17 protein-coding genes and 1 pseudogene are annotated in these 19684 nt (G+C 64.0%); 11 read left to right on the forward strand and 7 right to left on the reverse strand.

Annotated features, from left to right (window positions below; all coding sequences use genetic code 11):
* Positions 1-90: 90 nt before the first annotated feature.
* Entirely contained in the window at positions 91-855 is a 765-nt protein-coding gene (locus ACODS9_RS07045) for a methyl-accepting chemotaxis protein (RefSeq protein WP_371041571.1), read from the reverse strand.
* 93 nt (positions 856-948) lie between these two features.
* A pseudogene (locus tag ACODS9_RS07050) lies at positions 949-1965 on the reverse strand (HAMP domain-containing protein); the annotation flags it as partial.
* A 172-nt stretch (positions 1966-2137) separates the two neighbouring features.
* On the opposite strand from ACODS9_RS07050, the gene ACODS9_RS07055 reads away from it, so the two are divergent.
* Positions 2138-3613, forward strand: coding sequence for a helicase HerA-like domain-containing protein (locus ACODS9_RS07055; protein WP_401104588.1), 1476 nt, complete (start codon positions 2138-2140; stop codon positions 3611-3613).
* A gap of 100 nt (positions 3614-3713) precedes the next feature.
* Here the strand turns inward: ACODS9_RS07055 and ACODS9_RS07060 are convergent, their stop codons facing one another.
* Both ACODS9_RS07060 and ACODS9_RS07065 read right to left on the reverse strand, forming a co-directional pair.
* Positions 3714-5186: an inorganic phosphate transporter gene (locus ACODS9_RS07060; protein ID WP_023629967.1), complete on the reverse strand. Its 1473-nt coding sequence runs from the start codon at positions 5184-5186 to the stop codon at positions 3714-3716.
* Positions 5187-5498: 312 nt separating this feature from the next.
* Entirely contained in the window at positions 5499-5699 is a 201-nt protein-coding gene (locus ACODS9_RS07065; RefSeq protein ID WP_401104586.1) for a hypothetical protein, read from the reverse strand.
* Between the two features lie 574 nt (positions 5700-6273).
* Here ACODS9_RS07065 and pcaR point away from each other — a divergent pair.
* From pcaR to pcaC, 9 genes are all read left to right on the forward strand, one after another.
* On the forward strand, positions 6274-7143 hold the full coding sequence (pcaR, locus tag ACODS9_RS07070) for a pca regulon transcriptional regulator PcaR (RefSeq protein ID WP_367856974.1): 870 nt from the start codon (positions 6274-6276) through the stop codon (positions 7141-7143).
* A 388-nt stretch (positions 7144-7531) separates the two neighbouring features.
* A complete protein-coding gene (pcaK, locus tag ACODS9_RS07075; RefSeq protein WP_046856926.1) occupies positions 7532-8878 on the forward strand; it encodes a 4-hydroxybenzoate transporter PcaK in 1347 nt (448 codons plus the stop codon).
* A 182-nt stretch (positions 8879-9060) separates the two neighbouring features.
* A complete protein-coding gene (locus ACODS9_RS07080; protein WP_489093581.1) occupies positions 9061-9921 on the forward strand; it encodes a CoA transferase subunit A in 861 nt (286 codons plus the stop codon).
* Positions 9918-10697, forward strand: a complete 780-nt coding sequence (locus ACODS9_RS07085) for a CoA-transferase subunit beta (RefSeq protein ID WP_489093582.1) — start codon at positions 9918-9920, stop codon at positions 10695-10697. The genes ACODS9_RS07080 and ACODS9_RS07085 overlap by 4 nt, the downstream gene beginning before the upstream one ends.
* Positions 10694-11899 carry a 3-oxoadipyl-CoA thiolase gene (pcaF, locus tag ACODS9_RS07090; RefSeq protein WP_401105008.1) on the forward strand — a complete coding sequence of 402 codons (1206 nt, stop codon included), beginning with the start codon at positions 10694-10696 and terminating at the stop codon, positions 11897-11899. Before ACODS9_RS07085 ends, pcaF begins: the two co-directional genes overlap by 4 nt.
* 120 nt (positions 11900-12019) lie before the next feature.
* A complete protein-coding gene (locus tag ACODS9_RS07095) occupies positions 12020-13309 on the forward strand; it encodes an MFS family transporter (RefSeq protein ID WP_023632037.1) in 1290 nt (429 codons plus the stop codon).
* Positions 13310-13318: 9 nt separating this feature from the next.
* On the forward strand, positions 13319-14671 hold the full coding sequence (locus ACODS9_RS07100; protein ID WP_401104583.1) for a 3-carboxy-cis,cis-muconate cycloisomerase: 1353 nt from the start codon (positions 13319-13321) through the stop codon (positions 14669-14671).
* Between the two features lie 12 nt (positions 14672-14683).
* Entirely contained in the window at positions 14684-15475 is a 792-nt protein-coding gene (gene pcaD, locus ACODS9_RS07105; RefSeq protein WP_313047651.1) for a 3-oxoadipate enol-lactonase, read from the forward strand.
* 10 nt (positions 15476-15485) lie between these two features.
* Positions 15486-15878, forward strand: a complete 393-nt coding sequence (pcaC, locus tag ACODS9_RS07110; RefSeq protein WP_046856920.1) for a 4-carboxymuconolactone decarboxylase — start codon at positions 15486-15488, stop codon at positions 15876-15878.
* Positions 15879-15935: 57 nt separating this feature from the next.
* Here the strand turns inward: pcaC and ACODS9_RS07115 are convergent, their stop codons facing one another.
* Positions 15936-16460: an Mpo1 family 2-hydroxy fatty acid dioxygenase gene (locus ACODS9_RS07115; protein ID WP_489093583.1), complete on the reverse strand. Its 525-nt coding sequence runs from the start codon at positions 16458-16460 to the stop codon at positions 15936-15938.
* 92 nt (positions 16461-16552) lie between these two features.
* On the opposite strand from ACODS9_RS07115, the gene ACODS9_RS07120 reads away from it, so the two are divergent.
* Entirely contained in the window at positions 16553-17239 is a 687-nt protein-coding gene (locus ACODS9_RS07120) for a Crp/Fnr family transcriptional regulator (protein ID WP_489093584.1), read from the forward strand.
* Here ACODS9_RS07120 and ACODS9_RS07125 read toward each other — a convergent pair.
* On the reverse strand, positions 17139-18122 hold the full coding sequence (locus ACODS9_RS07125; RefSeq protein WP_489093585.1) for a LysR family transcriptional regulator: 984 nt from the start codon (positions 18120-18122) through the stop codon (positions 17139-17141). The genes ACODS9_RS07120 and ACODS9_RS07125 overlap by 101 nt on opposite strands.
* Positions 18123-18313: 191 nt before the next feature.
* On the reverse strand, positions 18314-19567 hold the full coding sequence (locus ACODS9_RS07130) for an OprD family porin (RefSeq protein ID WP_401104575.1): 1254 nt from the start codon (positions 19565-19567) through the stop codon (positions 18314-18316).
* Between the last annotated feature and the right edge of the window lie 117 nt (positions 19568-19684).

Genomic DNA, 19684 nt, shown 5'->3' on the forward strand with positions numbered 1-19684 from the left:
GCGCCTTAGGGTTGACCTTGTTGAAGGATAGTTTGTTCGATCAGGGTTTGGCGGGGCCCGCTCCCACGCAGAGGTGGGAGCGGGTGGGGGTCAGATGCGGAAGCTGCCGACCAGATGCTTGAGGCGACCGGCCTGCTGCTCCAGGTCCGAACAGGCGCGCAGGGTGGCCTGCAGGTTCTCGACGCCTTCCTGGTTGAGCATGTTGATCTCGTTGATGTCCATGTTGATCGAGTCGACCACGGCAGTCTGTTCTTCGGTGGCGGTGGCCACCGACTGGTTCATGCCGTCGATCTCGCCGATGCGCTGGGTGACACTGCCCAGGCGCTCACCGGCCTGGTTGGCGATGTCCATGCTGTCCTGACTGTGGCGCTGGCTCTGGCCCATGGTGTCGACCGACTCGCGGGCGCCGACCTGCAGCTCCTCGATCATGGTCTGCACCTGTTGCGCCGATTCCTGGGTGCGGTGCGCCAGGTTGCGCACCTCGTCGGCGACCACGGCGAAGCCACGGCCGGCCTCGCCAGCGCGGGCCGCCTCGATGGCGGCGTTGAGGGCAAGCAGGTTGGTCTGCTGGGAAATGCTGGTGATCACCTCGAGGATCTGGCCGATGTTCACGGTCTTGTTGTTCAGCGTCTCGATATGCTCGCTGGAGGTGACGATCAGGTCCGAGAGGCGGTTCATCGCATCGATGTTGCGCTGCACCACCTGCTGGCCTTCCTCGGCCAGCAGCCGCGCGGAGCTGGCATGTTGCGAGGCCTGGGCGGCATTGCCGGCGATCTCCTGAGCGGCGGCGCCGAGCTGGTTGATGGCGGCGGCGACGCTGTTGGTGCGATTGGACTGCTCGTCGGAGTTGGCCATCGACGAGTTCGAGGCGCTGATCACCCGCAGCGCCACTTCGTTGACCTGTTCAGTCGCCGAGGACACCTCGCGGATCGAACCATGGATGCGCTCGACGAAGCGGTTGAAGGCGGTGCCGAGGGTGCCGAATTCGTCGTGGTTGTGGATTTCCAGGCGGCGGGTCAGGTCGCCTTCGCCTTCGGCGATGTTCGACATGGCACGGGTCATGGTGTGCAGCGGCTGCATCAGCACGCGGATCAGCAGGCCGAGCAGGGCGATGATGATCACCACCGCCACCACTGTGGCGATCACCGCCGAGGTGCGGAAGGTGCTGAGCATCGAGAAGGCCTTGTCCTTGTCCACCGACAGGCCGATGTACCAGTTGGCCGACGGCAGGCCTTTGACCGGGGTGAAGGTCAGCAGGCGGGTTTCGCCGTTGAGGGTGACTTCGGTCAGGTCGCTGGACAGGCGGGGGGTGTTCTGCGGGAACAGGTCCGACAGCGACTTCATCACCAGGTTCTTGTCCGGGTGGATCAGGATCTTGCCCTGGTCATTGACCAGGAAGGCATAGCCCATGCCGCCGAAGTTCAGCGAGTTGATGATCTCCACCAGGCCGTCGAGGGCCAGGTCGCCGCCGACAACGCCGACCGAGCGCGAGGCGGTGCTGATGATCGAGATGACCATCTTGTTGGTGGCCATGTCGATGTAGGGCTCGGTGAGGATAGGGCCGCTGGCGTTCAGGCCATCCTTGTACCAGGGGCGCACGCGCGGGTCGTAGCCGTCAGGCATCTTGGTGTCCGGGCGCACGGTGAAGGTGCCATCGGGCTGGCCCAGGTAGATGGTCAGGAAGCTCGAGGTGAGAGCGTTCTGGCCCAGCAGGGTGCCGGTGTTCTGCGGGTATTGGGCGAGGTTCTGGGCAACGTTGTCGACCAGCTTGATGCGCCCTTCGAACAGGTTGCGGATGTTGGTGGAGGTGGACTCGCCCATCTCGGCCAGGTAGTTCTCCAGGTCTTCGCGAATGGCGTTACGCTGGAGGTAGTCGTTGTACAGGGTGAACAGACTGAAGGCGAGGATCACGATCAGTGATGCCGCCAGAAGAATCTTGTGGCTGAAACGAAGGCTTTTATTCATAACGTGATCGTGTCCGCTAAGGTTTTTTATCGGGTCGTTCGCACAAAGCACGGCTGGAAAACAGTGCAACAATTCCCGTGGGTCCTTTTCGGGTTGTTACTGTCTTTCTGGTTAGAATCATTTTGAAATATCGGCTGTCACGCGGCAGAACTTGAGCAGGGGATGAAAGAAGATGTCAGATTCCTTACGAATGGTTGTAGGAGCAGGGCCGGATGGTCAGCCGGTATCCCAGGCCATGCGCCTGGCCAACCGGCATGGCCTGGTGGCCGGGGCCACGGGCACCGGCAAGACGGTTACCCTGCAGCACCTTGCTGAGCTGTTCAGTGACGCCGGGGTGGCGGTATTCGCCGCGGATGTGAAGGGGGACCTGTGTGGCCTCGGTGCGGCGGGCGCGCCGCAGGGCAAGGTAGCCGAGCGGATCGCCGGCATGCCGTGGCTGAATCACACGCCCCGGGGCTACCCGGTAAGCCTGTGGGATGTCGCGGGGCAATCGGGGCATCCCTTGCGCACCACGATGAGTGAAATGGGGCCGCTGTTGCTGGGCAACTTGCTGGAGCTTACCGACAGCCAGCAGGCTGCCTTGTATGCGGCGTTCAAGGTGGCTGACCGTGAGGGCCTGCTGCTGCTCGATCTGAAGGACCTCAAGGCCCTGCTCGCGCACCTCAAGGACAACCCACAATTGCTGGGCGAGGACAGCGCGTTGATGACCAGTGCATCCACGCAGGCGCTCTTGCGCCGGCTGGCGATCCTGGAGCAACAAGGGGCCGAGGCATTGTTCGGCGAACCGGCACTGCAGCTCGAAGACCTGCTGCGCCCCGACGGCGACGGGCGCGGCCGCATCCACCTGCTCGATGCCAGCCGCCTGGTACATGATGCCCCCAAGGTCTATGCGACGTTCCTGCTGTGGCTGCTGGCAGAACTGTTCGAGCAGCTACCGGAGCGCGGCGATGCCGACAAACCTGTGCTGGCGTTGTTCTTCGATGAGGCGCACCTGCTGTTCAACGGCACGCCCAAAGCGTTGCAGGACCGCCTGGAGCAAGTGGTGCGGCTGATCCGCTCCAAGGGCGTGGGGGTGTATTTCGTCACTCAGTCGCCGGGGGATCTGCCGGATGCGGTATTGGCCCAGTTGGGCTTGCGCATCCAGCATGGCCTGCGCGCCTTCACCGCCAAGGAGCAGAAATCATTGCGTGCAGTGGCTGATGGTTTCCGGCCGAACCCGGCGTTCGACAGCTTGGCGGTGCTTACTGAGCTCGGTATCGGCGAAGCCCTGGTCGGCACCCTGGAAGAGAAGGGCACGCCAGCCATGGTTCAGCGGGTGTTGATCGCGCCGCCACAGTCGCGGATCGGACCCTTGAGTGCGGCTGAGCGCAGTGCGCTGATCGCGGCGTCGCCGTTGGCAGGGCGTTATGACAAGCCGATCGACCGTGAGTCCGCCTATGAAATGCTCACGCAGCGCAAGGGCGCGCCGGTGGAGCCGGTACCTCAGGCCAAGGCCGGAGAAGACAGCTTCGCCGACAAGGCCGGCGAGTTCCTGCAGAGCGCGGCGGGGCAGGCGATCAAGTCGGCGGTGCGCCAAGCGGCCAATCAGTTGGGGCGTCAGTTGGTGCGTGGGTTGATGGGGTCGCTGCTGGGTGGGAAGAAACGTTAAACCTCGATGGCCTATCTCGGGAAAAATCGCATCGGCGCACCGCCGCTCCCACGAAAAAGGCGCCCTGCAAGGGGCGCCTTTTTCAGTACTGCATCAGCACTCAGCTAATGGCCTTGGTGGCCAGCCAGAACAGGCCGGCCGCCAGGCCCATCGACGCCGGCAGGGTGAGTACCCAGGCCAGCAGGATGGTCTTCACGGTGCCGCCCTGCAGGCCGCTCTTGTTGGCGACCATGGTGCCGGCGACACCTGACGACAGCACGTGGGTGGTGGACACCGGCAGGCTGAACACGTTGGCCATGCCGATGGCGCAGGCCGCGGTGATCTGGGCCGACATGCCCTGGGCATAGGTCATGCCCTGCTTGCCGATCTTCTCGCCAACGGTCAGCACCACGCGCTTCCAGCCGACCATGGTGCCCAGGCCCAGGGCCAGGGCGACAGCGACGATCACCCAGAACGGGGCGTATTCGGTGGTGGCGGTCAGGTCCTTGCGCAGTTTATCCAGGTCAGCCTTTTCACGAGGCTCCAGGCCTGGCAGCTTGCCGACCTTCTTCGCCGTGTCGTCCAGGCACAGCAGGTAGCGGCGCACTTCGACGCGCTTCTCGGCGCTCAGGGCGCGATAGTCGGTCACACCGGCGAGCGACGATTGCAGCGCGGCGATGGTCGGCTCGGTCTGCTGCGGATTGCAGCTGAACTGCTCCGGCAGGTCACTTGCCTGCGCCTTGCCCAGTGCCAGGAACTCGCCAAGAGTGGCGGCGTTGCGCTGGTAGAACTGGCTCAGGTGCAAGGTGGCGTCACGGGTACGCTCGATCTGGTAGGTGGTGCTGTTCAGGTCGAGGACGAACTTGGCCGGGACGATACCGATCAGTACCAGCATGATCAGGCCGATGCCTTTCTGGCCATCGTTGGAGCCGTGCACGAAGCTCACGCCCATGGCCGAGATCACCAGCACCAGGCGGTTCCAGAACGGCGGGTGCTTCTTGTCGTCAAGCTTGCGGCGCTGGTCAGGGGTCTTGTGCATCTTCGACAGCGGGCGCCACCATTTCAGGCCGATCAGCACCAGGGCGGCGACAGCAAAGCCGGCCATTGGCGAGAGCACCAGGGACATGGCGATATCAATGGCCTTCTGCCAGTTGACGCCGTCACCCAGCGGAATGTCGCTGAGCAGGGCGTTGGCCAGGCCGACGCCGAGGATCGAGCCGATCAGGGTGTGCGAGCTGGACGCCGGAATGCCGAAGTACCAGGTGCCCAGGTTCCAGGTGATGGCGGCGGCCAGCAACGAGAAGACCATGGCCAGGCCGTGGCCGGTGTTCACATTGATCAGCAGTTCGACCGGCAGCAGGTGGACGATGGCATAGGCCACCCCGACACCACCGAGCAGAACGCCGAGGAAGTTGAACACGCCAGAGAAGAACACGGCGAGGTGCGGTGGCATGGCCTTGGTATAGATGACGGTGGCTACCGCGTTGGCGGTGTCATGAAAGCCATTGATGAACTCGAAGGCGAGCACGAAGGTCAGAGCGAGCGTCAGGCTCACGATAACCCAGGCATCCAGTCCGCTGAATAAATCGATCATGAAGGTTGTCTGGCGGTCTTAGGGGGGGCGGATTATGCCAGAAAACGATGGCAATCGATGCACCTGCGGCTGACCGATGGCAGGCAAATGCCGACATGGCACAAGCAGTCAGGTGCCGGGTAATCGCAAAAAAACGCCGCTAAAAATCGATAAAATTCAGAAAAATCAGCTATTTGAGGTGATTTTTACTGGACTTGCGCAATTAAAACGACTGTATGAAATTTGTGTGATTCCATTTCATATCACAGGTTTTCCCCGGCATACCTCGCCGCAAACCCTTCCTGGGTGATGGCGCATTGGCATCGATCGGCTTCAGTTGTCGTCGCTGCGCAGTTCCTTTTCGATCTTCTCGATTTCCTGGGCGAACGCCTGGTCGAGAATGCTGGCACGTTTACGCCAGGGCTTGCGTTCCGGATCGGGTTGCGCGGCATAGGTGGTGACTTCACCACCGTAAACATCCTTGTAACGTTCAGCCTGGCGCTCGAGTTCCGCGCGCAGTTCTTCTTTCGTCACAGTAATACCTGAATAGGTTGAAGTTGGGCGTCAGCCTTTAAATACACACGCAGAATGCGGATATGTCGGCAAGCCGAACAATTCATTGCACCGAAACCGAAATGGCAATGTGTGAGTTGGCAAGCTGCGGTGCAGCGCACGGCAAGCCACAGCAAAGACAGGGGCTGGCAGTCGCAAGGCAACGAAAGTGCGTCGATTGGATCCGTTAAACGGTGCTTGCAATCAACACCGGCAATTATAGCAATCGCCCGGTTGAAGGCTATCGTTCTTTACCTGCAACTGACAATAGACCTGAAGTTTGTTGTGCAGCCTATAAACCCTTTGTCGTGCAGACATTCAAAAGGTTCAAGCCGATGTGCCAGCAAAGTTCGCCGGGCACTGTCAGAAATGAAAACGGCCTCGCTGAGGGGCGAGGCCGTTGCCTGGGACTTCTACGGTGGGTACCTGACCAGTCTCTCCAAAGAAGCCACATGTGGCAGGGGAAAGGTATAAGCAAAAGTGTCAGCGGTCAATTGCGATTATCGGCCGTTCGTTCGATAATCGCACGAGGTAGCGATTTTTTTGAGGCATGTCCATGAGCGAAGAAACCAGCGGCCAGTCAGCCAACGAGCCCGCACGCAGTAGCAGCCCCACCCTGGCCCCGCCGATCGTGGCGTCGGCGGCCAAGCGCATCCAGGCATTCACCGGCGACCCCGACTTCATGACCTCCCTGGCCCGTGGCCTGGCAGTGATCCAGGCCTTCCAGGAGCGCAAGCGCCACCTGACCATCGCCCAGATCAGCCACCGAACGGAGATCCCGCGGGCCGCGGTGCGGCGCTGCCTGCATACCCTGATGAAGCTGGGTTACGCGACCACTGACGGGCGTACCTATTCGCTGTTGCCCAAAGTGTTGACCCTTGGTCATGCCTACCTGTCATCCACGCCATTGGCGGTGTCGGCCCAGCCTTACCTGGATCGCATCAGCGACCAGCTCCATGAAGCGGCCAACATGGCCACATTGGAAGGCGATGACATCCTTTATATTGCGCGCTCCGCCACCGTCGAACGGCTGATCTCGGTGGACCTTTCGGTCGGCGGACGGTTGCCGGCCTATTGCACTTCGATGGGCCGCATCCTCCTGGCAGCGCTGGACGATGCCAGCCTGCACGAATACCTGGAGCGTGCCGACCTCAAGGCCCGTACCAGCCGTACCCTGCACGACCCGGCCTCATTGTTCGCGTGTATCCAGCAGGTGCGTGAGCAGGGCTGGTGCGTGGTCGACCAGGAGCTGGAGCAGGGCTTGCGATCGATTGCGGTACCGATCTATGACGCCTCCGGCCAGGTGCTGGCGGCGCTGAATGTCAGCACCCATGTCGGCCGCGTCAGCCGTGGGGAGTTGGAGCAACGGTTCCTGCCGATCCTGCTGGCGGCCAGCAGGGACCTGTGCCATCAGCTGTTTGGCTGAGGCCCGGCGGGGGCGCGCTGCGCCCCATCGCCGGCACTGATCTCAAGCCAAGCGTCATCCCTGTGGGAGCTGGCTTGCCAGCGATGAGGCCCCGTTGAGCATGCCTTCGCCGTTTCCTGTTCGATAAACGCACAGTGTCGCTCTCGACGAATTGCGCCGCCCACGCCCGCTGATTAATGTCTGTCGCACGTGTCGGCTGCGCCGACCGGATAATAACAACAGGCCCGAGGGCATCCCCATGACCACTGTCCCTTCGCTGTCGCGGCTACGCCCGCGCACGGTGCTACTGCACTCCGGCTGAGCCTCGGCCGTCATATCCGCTGTTTCCTGTTCCAGTGCATCCGCCCTGCGCGGTAGCCTGCCTGCGCCCAACTCCCGGATAACAATAATGAACAAACCGCAATCCGCTGTCGGCAACTGCCTCGACGTCCAGTCCTTCATCAACGCCCAGCCGCTGTCCCGTTATCAGTGGCGGGTGGTGATCCTGTGCTTCCTGATCGTCTTTCTCGATGGCCTGGACACCGCCGCCATGGGCTTCATCGCCCCGGCGCTGTCCCAGGAGTGGGGCATCGACCGGGCCAGTCTCGGCCCGGTGATGAGCGCCGCGCTGATCGGCATGGTGTTCGGCGCCCTCGGCTCCGGCCCGCTGGCTGACCGCTTCGGACGCAAGGGCGTGCTGGTGGGCGCGGTACTGGTGTTCGGTGGCTTCAGCCTGGCCTCGGCCTACGCGAGCAATGTCGACCAATTGCTGGTGTTGCGCTTTCTGACCGGCCTGGGCCTGGGGGCTGGCATGCCCAACGCCACCACCTTGTTGTCGGAATACACCCCGGAGCGCCTCAAGTCGTTGCTGGTGACCAGCATGTTCTGTGGTTTCAACCTGGGCATGGCCGGCGGTGGCTTCATCTCGGCCAAGCTGATTCCGGCCTACGGCTGGCACAGCCTGCTGGTGATCGGTGGCGTGCTGCCGCTGCTGCTGGCAGTGGTGCTGTTGGCCTGGTTGCCGGAGTCGGCGCGCTTTCTGGTGGTGCGCAATCGCGGCGCCGACAAGGTGCGCAAGACCCTGGCGCCGATCAATCCTGAACAGGTGGCCCAGGCATCGAGCTTCAGCGTGCCGGAACAGAAGGCGGTGGCGGCGCGCAACGTGTTTGCGGTGATCTTCTCGGGTACCTATGGCCTGGGCACCGTATTGTTGTGGCTGACCTATTTCATGGGCCTGGTGATCGTCTACCTGCTGACCAGCTGGCTGCCGACACTGATGCGCGACAGCGGCGCAAGCATGGAGCAGGCCGCCTTCATCGGCGCATTGTTCCAGTTTGGCGGAGTGCTGAGCGCGGTGGCAGTGGGTTGGGCAATGGACCGCTTCAACCCGCACAAGGTGATTGGCATCTTCTACTTGCTGGCAGGTGTGTTCGCCTACGCCGTTGGACAGAGCCTGGGCAACATCACCTTGCTGGCGACCCTGGTGCTGGTTGCCGGCATGTGCGTGAACGGCGCGCAATCGGCCATGCCCTCGCTGGCGGCGCGCTTCTATCCGACCCAAGGCCGTGCCACAGGCGTTTCCTGGATGCTCGGGATCGGTCGCTTCGGCGCGATTCTCGGCGCCTGGAGCGGGGCTACGCTGCTGGGGTTGGGGTGGAATTTCGAGCAGGTGCTGACGGCACTGCTGGTGCCAGCGGCATTGGCCGCGGTGGCTGTAGTGGTGAAAGGGTTGGTCAGCCACGCGGATGCGACCTGAGGTCTGGGTGGCTCGCTCCTGCAGGAGCGTATATTTAGCAGGGTAACAAATGGTTCGATAATCGCACAAAAGTGCGATTATCGGATTGAGATAACCCCCTCAGTCTCCTTAATCTGGGCCCATCGCAGCGATGCATCGGTCCGCTGCTCACTGACCCGACTCGACCTGACCAGGAGTCTCCAATGGCAGCAACCCTCTCGCTTCACGAGGCCGTGAAGCAGTTCATCCAGGATGGCGACAGTGTCGCCCTCGAAGGTTTCACCCACCTGATCCCGACCGCCGCCGGCCACGAGATCATCCGCCAGGGCAAGCGCGACCTGACCCTGGTGCGCATGACCCCGGACCTGATCTACGACCAACTGATTGGCGCCGGCTGCGCGCGCAAATTGATCTTCTCCTGGGGTGGCAACCCCGGTGTCGGTTCGCTGCACCGCCTGCGCGACGCGGTGGAGAAACAGTGGCCCCACGCCATCGAGATCGAGGAGCACAGCCACGCCGACCTGGCCAACGCCTATGTCGCCGGCGCCTCCGGCCTGCCGTTCGCGGTGCTGCGCGCCTACGCCGGCTCCGACCTGCCGAAGGTCAACCCGCTGATCAAGTCCGTCACTTGCCCGTTCACCGGCGAAGTGCTCGCCGCCGTGCCGTCGGTGCGCCCGGACGTCACCGTGATCCATGCGCAGAAGGCCGACCGCAAGGGCAACGTGCTGCTGTGGGGCATCCTCGGCGTGCAGAAGGAAGCGGCGCTGGCAGCCAAGCGCTGCATTGTTACCGTCGAGGAGATCGTCGATGACCTGCAGGCACCGATGAATGCCTGTGTGCTGCCGACCTGGGCCCTCAGCGCGGTGTGCCTGGTGCCCGGCGGCGCCCACCCGTCCTACGCCCATGGCTACTACGAGCGCGACAACCGTTTCTACCAGGCCTGGGACCCGATTGCCCGCAACCGTGAGTCGTTCACTGCCTGGATCGACACCTATATCCGTGGCACCGATGACTTCACCGAATTCCAGGCCAGGCTGGCCAGCACCGCGGAGGCCGCGCAATGAGCTACTCCACTTCCGAAATGATGACCGTCGCCGCCGCCCGTCGCCTGCGCAACGGCGCTGTCTGCTTCGTTGGTATCGGCCTGCCGTCCAAGGCCGCCAACCTGGCGCGCCTGACCTCGTCGCCTGACGTGGTGCTGATCTACGAGTCCGGCCCGATCGGTGCCAAACCCAGCGTGCTGCCGCTGTCCATCGGGGACGGCGAGCTGGCCGAGACCGCCGACACCGTGGTGCCGACCGGCGAGATCTTCCGCTACTGGCTGCAAGGCGGGCGCATCGACGTCGGCTTTCTCGGCGCCGCCCAGGTTGACCGCTTCGGCAACATCAACACCACCGTGGTCGGTGACTACCACGCACCGAAGACCCGTCTGCCGGGGGCAGGCGGCGCGCCGGAGATCGCCGGCTCCGCCAAGCAGGTGCTGATCATCCTCAAGCAGTCGCCGCGTGCCTTCGTCGACAAGCTCGACTTCATCACCTCGGTCGGCCATGGCGAAGGCGGCGATTCGCGCCAGCGCCTGGGCCTGCCGGGTGAGGGGCCGGTCGGCATCATTACCGACCTGTGCATCATGGAGCCGGAGGCAGGTACCCACGAGTTCGTGGTCACCTCGATCCACCCAGGCGTGACCCGTGAGCAGATCATCAAAGCCACTGGCTGGGCGATCCGCTTTGCCGAGAACGTACAGCAAACCGCGGCACCAAGCGAGGTAGAGCTGTCCGCTTTGCGCGACCTCGAGGCGCGTACCGCCGCCGCCCATGGCCAGACGGCAGGAGAAGCCTGATGCGTGACGTCTTCATCTGCGACGCTGTTCGTACCCCTATTGGCCGTTTCGGCGGGGCCCTGGCCGGCGTGCGCGCCGATGACCTGGCGGCAGTGCCGCTCAAGGCATTGATCGAGCGTAACCCGGGTGTGCAATGGGACCGGCTCGACGAAGTGTTCTTCGGCTGCGCCAACCAGGCTGGCGAGGACAACCGTAACGTGGCGCGCATGGCGCTGTTGCTGGCCGGCTTGCCACACAGCATCCCAGGCGTGACCCTCAACCGCCTGTGCGCCTCGGGCATGGATGCCGTCGGCAGCGCCTTCCGGGCCATCGCCAGCGGCGAGATGGAGCTGGCGATTGCCGGTGGCGTCGAGTCGATGTCCCGCGCACCGTTCGTGATGGGCAAGGCCGAGAGCGGCTACTCGCGCAACATGAAGCTCGAGGACACCACCATCGGCTGGCGTTTCGTCAATCCGTTGATGAATGCCCAGTTCGGTGTGGACTCGATGCCCGAGACCGCCGACAACGTCGCCGATGATTATCAGGTATCGCGTGCCGACCAGGATGCCTTCGCCCTGCGCAGCCAGCAGAAGGCTGCCGCCGCGCAGGCCGCCGGCTTTTTCGCCGAGGAAATCGTGCCGGTGTGTATCCAGCACCGCAAGGGTGAGACGGTGGTCGAGCACGACGAACATCTGCGCCCGCAGACCACGCTGGAGGCGCTGGCCAAGCTCAAGCCGGTCAACGGCCCGGCGAAGACCGTTACCGCTGGCAACGCCTCGGGTGTCAACGACGGTGCCGCCGCGCTGATTCTGGCGTCGGCCGAGGCGGTGAAAACGCACGGTCTGACCCCACGTGCCCGGGTACTGGGCATGGCCAGCGCCGGTGTGGCGCCACGGGTGATGGGCATCGGCCCGGTACCCGCGGTGCGCAAGCTGACCGAGCGCCTTGGCATTGCCGTGGCCGACTTCGATGTCATCGAACTCAATGAAGCCTTTGCCAGCCAGGGCCTGGCGGTGTTGCGCGAGCTGGGTGTGGCAGACGACGCACCGCAGGTGAACCCCAACGGTGGCGCCATCGCCCTGGGGCATCCGCTGGGCATGAGCGGGGCACGTCTGGTGCTGACGGCGTTGCATCAGCTGGAGAAGAGCGGCGGGCGCAAGGGGTTGGCGACCATGTGTGTGGGCGTTGGGCAGGGCTTGGCGTTGGCTATTGAAAGGATCTGATCCTTTGGAACCCATCGCTCCCGCGATGAGGCCGGTAGCCATGACACACGGGCAAGGCGGAACGAGTGTGTAACCAGGTATGTCTAGAATTACCTGTGACCCTCCAGGAGCAAACGCACCATGACCTCAACCTATTACACCGGCGAAGAGCGCAGTAAACGCATCTTCGCCATCGTCGGCGCCTCGTCGGGCAACCTGGTGGAATGGTTCGACTTTTATGTCTACGCCTTCTGCGCCATCTACTTTGCCCCGGCCTTCTTCCCCTCCGACGACCCCACGGTGCAGTTGCTCAACACCGCCGGCGTGTTCGCCGCGGGCTTCCTGATGCGCCCTATCGGCGGCTGGATCTTCGGCCGCCTGGCCGACCGTCACGGGCGCAAGAACTCGCTGATGATCTCGGTGCTGATGATGTGTGGCGGCTCGCTGATCATCGCCTGCCTGCCCACCTACGCCAGCATCGGCACCTGGGCGCCGGCGCTGCTGTTGCTGGCGCGGTTGATCCAGGGGCTGTCGGTGGGTGGTGAGTACGGCACCACCGCCACCTACATGAGCGAAGTGGCGCTGCGTGGCCAACGCGGTTTCTTTGCCTCGTTCCAGTACGTCACCCTGATCGGCGGCCAGTTGCTGGCGGTGCTGGTGGTGGTGATCCTGCAGCAACTGCTCACCGAGGACGAACTGCGCGCCTATGGCTGGCGCATCCCGTTCGTGGTCGGTGCCATTGCCGCGTTGATCTCGCTGATGCTGCGCCGTTCGCTGAAGGAGACCAGCAGCGCCGAGACCCGCCAGGACAAGGATGCCGGCAGTATCAGCGGGCTGTTCCGCAACCACGCCGCCGCATTCATCACCGTGCTGGGCTATACCGCCGGTGGTTCGCTGATCTTCTATACCTTCACCACCTACATGCAGAAGTACCTGGTCAACACCGCCGGCATGAACGCCAAGAGCGCCAGTTTCGTCATGACCGGCGCGCTGTTCCTGTTCATGATCCTGCAGCCGCTGTTCGGCATGCTCTCCGACCGCATCGGTCGGCGTAATTCGATGCTGCTGTTCGGCGCCCTGGGGACGCTCTTCACCGTCCCCTTGCTGATGGCGCTGAAGACCGTGACCAGCCCGTTCATGGCCTTCGTGCTGGTGACCCTGGCCTTGTGCATCGTCAGCTTCTACACCTCCATCAGCGGTCTGGTGAAGGCCGAGATGTTCCCGCCACAGGTTCGCGCATTGGGCGTGGGGCTGGCCTACGCCGTGGCCAACGCGGTGTTCGGCGGCTCGGCCGAATACGTGGCACTGGGCTTGAAAACCTTGGGGATGGAGAACACCTTCTACTGGTACGTGACCGCCATGATGGCGGTGGCTTTCCTGTTCAGCCTGCGCCTGCCGAAGCAGGCGGCGTACCTGCACCACGATCACTAAGGACGTTGCATGAGCAACCAACTGTTCGACGCCTACTTCACCGCCCCGGCCATGCGCGAGGTTTTCTCCGACCGGGGCCGGCTGCAGGGCATGCTCGACTTCGAGGCGGCCCTGGCCCGCGCCGAAGCGGCCGCCGGGCTGGTGCCGCACACGGCGGTGACTGCCATCGAGGCGGCCTGCAAGGCCGAGCGCTACGATGCCCGGGCGCTGGCCGACGCCATCGCGGTGGCCGGCAATTCGGCGATCCCGCTGGTCAAGGCCCTGGGCAAGGTGGTTGCCAGTGGCGTACCCGAGGCCGAGCGCTACGTGCACCTGGGCGCCACCAGCCAGGATGCGATGGACAGCGGCCTGGTGCTGCAACTGCGCGAGGCCCTGGGATTGCTCGAAAACGATCTCGGCAAGCTGGCCGATACTCTGGCGCATCAGGCATTGCAGCATGCCGACACGCCGCTGGTGGGGCGGACCTGGCTGCAGCATGCCACGCCGGTGACGCTGGGCATGAAGCTGGCCGGTGTGCTTGGCGCCCTGACTCGCCATCGGCAACGCCTCAAGGAACTGCGCCCGCGCCTGCTGGTGCTGCAGTTCGGTGGCGCTTCCGGCAGCCTGGCGGCGCTGGGCAGCAAAGCGCTGCCGGTGGCCGAGGCCCTGGCCGCGCAACTGAAGCTGGCCTTGCCTGAACAGCCATGGCACACCCAGCGTGACCGCCTGGTGGAGTTCGCTTCGGTGCTGGGCCTGGTCGCTGGTAGCCTGGGCAAGTTCGGTCGTGACGTCAGCCTGCTGATGCAGACCGAGGCGGGTGAGCTGTTCGAACCCGCCGCACCGGGCAAGGGCGGTTCCTCGACAATGCCGCACAAGCGCAATCCGGTCGGGGCGGCGGTGCTGATCGGCGCCGCTACCCGTGTGCCCGGGCTGCTCTCGACCTTGTTCAGCGCGATGCCCCAGGAGCACGAACGCAGCCTCGGTCTGTGGCATGCCGAGTGGGAAACCCTGCCGGAGATCTGCTGCCTGGTCTCCGGTGCCTTGCGCCAGGCCCAGCTAATCGCCGAAGGCATGGAGGTGGACGCCGAACGCATGCGCCGCAACCTCGACCTCACCCAGGGCCTGGTGCTGGCCGAGGCGGTCAGTATCGTCCTCGCCCAACGCCTGGGCCGCGACCGTGCCCATCACCTGCTGGAGCAGTGCTGCCAGCGCGCCGTGGCCGAAGGGCGCCATCTGCGTGCAGTGCTCGGTGATGAGCCGCAGGTCAACGCCGAGTTGTCCGGCGAAGAGCTCGACCGCCTGCTCGACCCCACCCATTACCTGGGCCAGGCCCGCGTCTGGGTGGCGCGCGCCGTGGCCGAACATCAACGTTTCACTGCCTGATAGGAGACCGCTGTGGCGCATTTGCAACTGGCCGATGGCGTACTGAACTACCAACTCGATGGTCCGGCCGATGCGCAGGTGCTGGTGCTGTCCAACTCCCTGGGCACCGACCTGGGCATGTGGGATGAGCAGATTCCCGCCTGGAGCGAACACTTTCGCGTGCTGCGCTACGACACCCGTGGCCATGGCGGCTCGCTGGTCACTCAAGGCCCCTACAGCATCGAACAGCTGGGGGGCGACGTGCTGGCCCTGCTCGATGCGCTGGACATCGAGCATGCGCACTTCGTCGGCCTGTCCATGGGCGGTCTGATCGGCCAGTGGCTGGGCATCAACGCCGGCCACCGCCTGCACAGCCTGACCCTGTGCAACACCGCGGCAAAGATCGCCAACGACGAGGTCTGGAACTCTCGCATCGACACGGTGCTCAAGGGGGGGCAGCAAGCCATGGCGGACCTGCGCGACGGCTCCATCGCCCGTTGGTTCACCCCGGCCTTCGCCCAGGCGCAGCCGGCCGAGGCCCAGCGCATCTGCCAGATGCTCGCGCACACCAGCCCAGAAGGCTATGCGGCCAACTGCGCGGCGGTACGTGATGCCGATTACCGTGAACAGCTGGGGCGCATCCAGGTGCCGACGCTGGTGGTGGCGGGCACAGCGGACGTGGTCACCACGCCTGAGCATGGCCGCTTCATGCACAGCCGCATCGTCAACGCGACCTATGCCGAGTTCCCGGCGGCGCACCTGTCCAACGTCGAGATCGGCGCGGCCTTCACCGCCCGTGTGCTCGATTTCCTGCTGGCCCGCTGAGGAACCTGCCATGGATGAGAAACAACGTTACGAAGCCGGCATGCAGGTGCGTCGCGCGGTGCTCGGCGATGCCCACGTGGACCGCAGCCTGGAAAAGCTCAATGATTTCAACGGCGAGTTCCAGGAGATGATCACCCGGCACGCCTGGGGCGATATCTGGACCCGCCCCGGCCTGCCCCGGCACACCCGCAGCCTGATCACCATCGCCATGCTGATCGGCATGAACCGCAACGACGAACTCAAGCTGCACCTGCGCGCGGCCGCCAACAATGGTGTGACGCGGGAGGAAATCAAGGAAGTGATCATGCAGAGCGCGATCTACTGCGGGATCCCGGCGGCCAATGCCACGTTCCACCTGGCCGAGTCGGTGTGGGATGAACTTGGGGTGGAGTCCAGGCAGTAACGCATCGGGGGCAAGTCGCATAGGCGCACCGCCGATGCGACTTGCCCCGCGACTACTTCAGATGACTGCTTTCTTCTGGCGAACGGCGACAGGCCCGGCATTGGCCTCCACGGCCTTTTTCAGCTCGCCGCACAGCCCAGCCATGAACGCCAGCTCCGCCACCACGAACAGCGGCCCGACGATCAGCCCGCTGAGGTCATCGACGAATGCCGGCTTGCGCCCTTCGTAGGCATGTCCGACGAACTGGATGATCCAGCCCACCACGAACGCACCCAGCCCGGCACTCAACCACAGCCCGGTACTCTGCACGGCCAGCGCCTGGCCGGCCCACAGGCACAAGCCCAGCAGCAGGCCCATCACCAGGCCGAAACGCAGGTCCAGGCGCAGGTAGAACCACACCGACCAGATCGCCAGCAGCAGTGCCGGCGACAGCCAGAGGCCCGCCACGTCCCAGCCCGGGCGTGACAGCAGCACGGCCACGGCCAGCACGATCAGCGGAATGCCGATGAAGTGGGTGGCGATGTTGCGTGGGTCGCGGTGGTAGGCCGCGTATTGACTCAGGTGCTCGATGAGTTTTTTCATTGTTGTTCCTCCATCAGGGGTGAGCACAGCTTGCCCCTGTTCATTCATTGTCGTCTGTCGCCTGGCCGACAGAGTTCGCTTTGCGAGGTGCCATGCACGATCCGCGTACTCAACTGCTGCATGGCCAATGGTTCCGGCAGTTGCCCGTTACCGTTCAGGATAGTCTGCTGGCCCTGGGCCGTCCGCGTGAGCTGGCAGCAGGGCAGCGTCTGTTCCAGCGCGGCGATGCGCCGTGTGGCCTGTATGCGGTACTCGAAGGGGCGATGCGGGTCGGGGCGGTCAGCAGCGCAGGCAAGGAGGCGTTGCTGACGCTGGTCGAGTCACCCCACTGGTTCGGCGAGATCAGCCTGTTCGATGGCCAGCCGCGCACCCATGACGCCTATGCCGAGGGGCCGACACGCCTACTGTGGATTCCCCAGGCGCCGTTGCTGGAGTGGTTGGCCTGCCAGCCAGAGCACTGGCGCGACCTGGCCCTGCTGATGAGCCACAAGTTGCGCTGGGTGTTCGTCGCCCTCGAGCAGCAGAGCCTGCTGGCCGCCGCGCCGCGGGTGGCACAACGGTTGGTGCAGATGGCCGAGGGCTACGGTGAGCGCGATATAGCCCAATGGCGGTTGCAGGTGTCCCAGGAACAGCTGGCCTTGATGCTGTCGCTGTCGCGCCAGACCATCAACCAGATCCTCAGGAGCCTCGAACAGGCCGGCGTGGTGCGCCTGGGCTATGGCGAGGTGGAGATTGTCGATGCGCCACGTCTGCGGGCGATGGGGCAGCATCCAGGCTGACCAGGGTGTCGATCATTGCCCGCGCCGCCGGTGACAGGCGCTGGCCGCTGCGACTGATCACTCCACAGCGCACGCTGAGTACTTCCAGACCTGGCGGCAGGTTGCGCCAGTGCAGACGCACCAGATGGCCGGCGGCCAGGTCCTCGGCCACCGCTTCTTCGCTGGCCGTGCCGATGGCGTCGCTGGCCAGCACCACGCTGCGCAGCACCGCCAGGTGCTCGGTCTGCAGGTGCGGGGTGAAGTCGGTGCGTCCGCTGAGATTGGCCAGGCGTTTGCGCACGCCGGGGGCCAGCAGGGCGCTGGCCAGCGGGTAGGCGAACAGGTCGTTGGTCGACAGGCTGTCCTTGGCCAGCAATGGGTGCCCGGGGCGGCAGAAGAACAGGCCTGGGCGTGGGGACAGTGCCTCGGTATGGAAGTTGGGATCGGCCTCGAAGGGCCGCACGTCATCGACGAAAAACTCGATCTGCTCGCGACGCAGGGCCTGGCCCAGGCGCTCGGCATTGTCCACCAGCAGGTCGGTGCGGATACCGGGATGAGTGCTGATGAAATGTTGCAGGGCCTGGGGCACCAGGCGCACGGCCAGGGCCGGGCCGCTGCCGAAGTGCAGCTCTCCGGCATCGAGCTTGGTCATCTGCAGGACGTCGTTGTTCAGTTGCGCGGCGCCCTGGACCAGGCGACGGGCATGTTGCAACACCACTTGGCCCTCGGGGGTGGGGGGCAATGCCTTGCTGGCGCGATCGACCAGGGAGCAGCCAAAGGTATGTTCGAGGTTCTGGATTGCGCGGCTGAAGGCGGGTTGGGTGATGCCCATGGCGTCGGCGGCGCGGACGAAACTGCGGTATTCGGTGAGGGCGATGAAATAGCGCAGTTGGCGGAGGTCCATGCTCGGGCTCTGGTGCGGGGATCGGAGCTTGGTTTTAGCGGCTTGTTACATATAACGTCAAAGAATGTTATTTGATTTGAATATGTTTTTTAGTTATTTACCTTGCGACATGTCCAATTGCGGGCAACCCACTCACTCGCCGCTCCTGCATTGTGCGGACGGCTTGGGAGTGGGCTTGCCCCGCGATGGCCTCAAAGGAGATTGAACGGGTAGCTGACAATCAAGCGGTTCTCATCGAACGCGTTGCTGCTGAAATCCCTGCGCATGGTCGAATTACGCCACTTCACCGACAGGTCCTTGAATGTCCCGGCTTGCACCACATAGGCCAACTCGGTCTCCCGGGCCCATTCCTTGCCATCGTCCACCCCTCCGGCATGCACGTTGTCGCCTTTGATGTAGCGGTTCATCAAGGTCAGGCCGGGGATGCCGACGGTGACGAAATTGAAGTCGTGACGCAGTTGCCAGGAGCGCTCCTTGGCGTTGTCGAAGCTGGCGTTGTAACTGTCGTTGGCCAGCGTGCCGCCACTGGTGCCGTTGACCCGCATCCAGGCGTCGTCGCCACTGACCTTCTGCAGGCCGATATAGAAGGTGTGGCCCTGGTAGCGCGCCGAGAGCATGGCCGAGGCGGTGCGGTTGTCCAGGTCGCCGGCGCGGGCGCTGCCATCCTCCTTGCCGAGGAAGTAGCCCAGGTTGGCGCCCAAGGTCCAGTCGCCCAACGGCTGGCTGTGCACCAGGTTCAGATACTGCTGGCGATAGATGTCTTTTAGTCGGGCATCCCACAGGCCGAGCATCGTGCGTTTGTCGTTGAAGCTGTATTCGCCGCCGGCGAAGTTGAAGCGGTCGGAGGTGATACCGGTGCGCCCCTGCATGAACATGTCTTCCATGCTCGCATCGTTGCGCGGGCTGTTGCCGCGGAACTGGCCGGCGTACAGGGTCAGGCCGTCGATCTCCTTCGAGGTGAGCTGGCCGCCGCGGAACGTCTGCGGCAGCGAGCGGCCATCGTCCGAACGCAGGATCGGCAGCACCGGCATCCATTCGCCGACTTTGAGTTCGGTCTGCGACAGGCGCGTCTTGAACGCTACCCCCAGTCGGCCGAAATCGTCCGCCGGGCGGCCGTCGTCATGTACCGGCAGCAGGTGGGTGCCGGCTGTGCCCTTGCCTCCATCGAGCTTGACCGAGTACAGCCCCAGCACATCGATGCCGAAACCGACGGTGCCCTGGGTGAAGCCGGAGCGGGCATCGAGAATGAAGCTCTGGGTCCATTCCTCGGCCTTGCCCTGGGGGTTGGCCGGGTCGACGAAGTTGCGGTTGATGTAGAAGTTGCGCAGGTTGAGGCTGGCCTTGGCGTCTTCCAGGAAGCCACCTTCGGCGGCCACGCCGGGCAGGGCGCAGGACAGGGCCAACAGGCCGGGCAGCAGCTGGCGTGCGGGTTGCAAAGTGCTCATCTGTCGTGGATCTCTTGTTTTTATTGGGCGAGCCGGGTCGCTGCGGGTGCGGCCGCAGGGATGGGCATCTTTAGAGAGAACTTGTGCAACGTTGCGGGGGCGATGGTGCGGGGGAGG

It is taken from the genome of Pseudomonas sp. FG36 (genome assembly GCF_057809275.1).

Excerpts from the sequence above, each read along its gene's own strand:
- pcaC (WP_046856920.1), top strand. The coding sequence starts at position 15,486 with ATGGATGAGAAACAACGTTACGAAGCCGGCATGCAGGTGCGTCGCGCG.
- ACODS9_RS07055 (WP_401104588.1), top strand. The coding sequence starts at position 2,138 with ATGTCAGATTCCTTACGAATGGTTGTAGGAGCAGGGCCGGATGGTCAG.
- ACODS9_RS07125 (WP_489093585.1), bottom strand. The coding sequence starts at position 18,122 with ATGGACCTCCGCCAACTGCGCTATTTCATCGCCCTCACCGAATACCGC.
- pcaR (WP_367856974.1), top strand. The coding sequence starts at position 6,274 with ATGAGCGAAGAAACCAGCGGCCAGTCAGCCAACGAGCCCGCACGCAGT.
- pcaK (WP_046856926.1), top strand. The coding sequence starts at position 7,532 with ATGAACAAACCGCAATCCGCTGTCGGCAACTGCCTCGACGTCCAGTCC.
- ACODS9_RS07100 (WP_401104583.1), top strand. The coding sequence starts at position 13,319 with ATGAGCAACCAACTGTTCGACGCCTACTTCACCGCCCCGGCCATGCGC.
- ACODS9_RS07115 (WP_489093583.1), bottom strand. The coding sequence starts at position 16,460 with ATGAAAAAACTCATCGAGCACCTGAGTCAATACGCGGCCTACCACCGC.
- ACODS9_RS07130 (WP_401104575.1), bottom strand. The coding sequence starts at position 19,567 with ATGAGCACTTTGCAACCCGCACGCCAGCTGCTGCCCGGCCTGTTGGCC.
- ACODS9_RS07085 (WP_489093582.1), top strand. The coding sequence starts at position 9,918 with ATGAGCTACTCCACTTCCGAAATGATGACCGTCGCCGCCGCCCGTCGC.
- ACODS9_RS07095 (WP_023632037.1), top strand. The coding sequence starts at position 12,020 with ATGACCTCAACCTATTACACCGGCGAAGAGCGCAGTAAACGCATCTTC.
- ACODS9_RS07045 (WP_371041571.1), bottom strand. The coding sequence starts at position 855 with ATGGCCAACTCCGACGAGCAGTCCAATCGCACCAACAGCGTCGCCGCC.
- ACODS9_RS07080 (WP_489093581.1), top strand. The coding sequence starts at position 9,061 with ATGGCAGCAACCCTCTCGCTTCACGAGGCCGTGAAGCAGTTCATCCAG.
- ACODS9_RS07120 (WP_489093584.1), top strand. The coding sequence starts at position 16,553 with ATGCACGATCCGCGTACTCAACTGCTGCATGGCCAATGGTTCCGGCAG.
- ACODS9_RS07060 (WP_023629967.1), bottom strand. The coding sequence starts at position 5,186 with ATGATCGATTTATTCAGCGGACTGGATGCCTGGGTTATCGTGAGCCTG.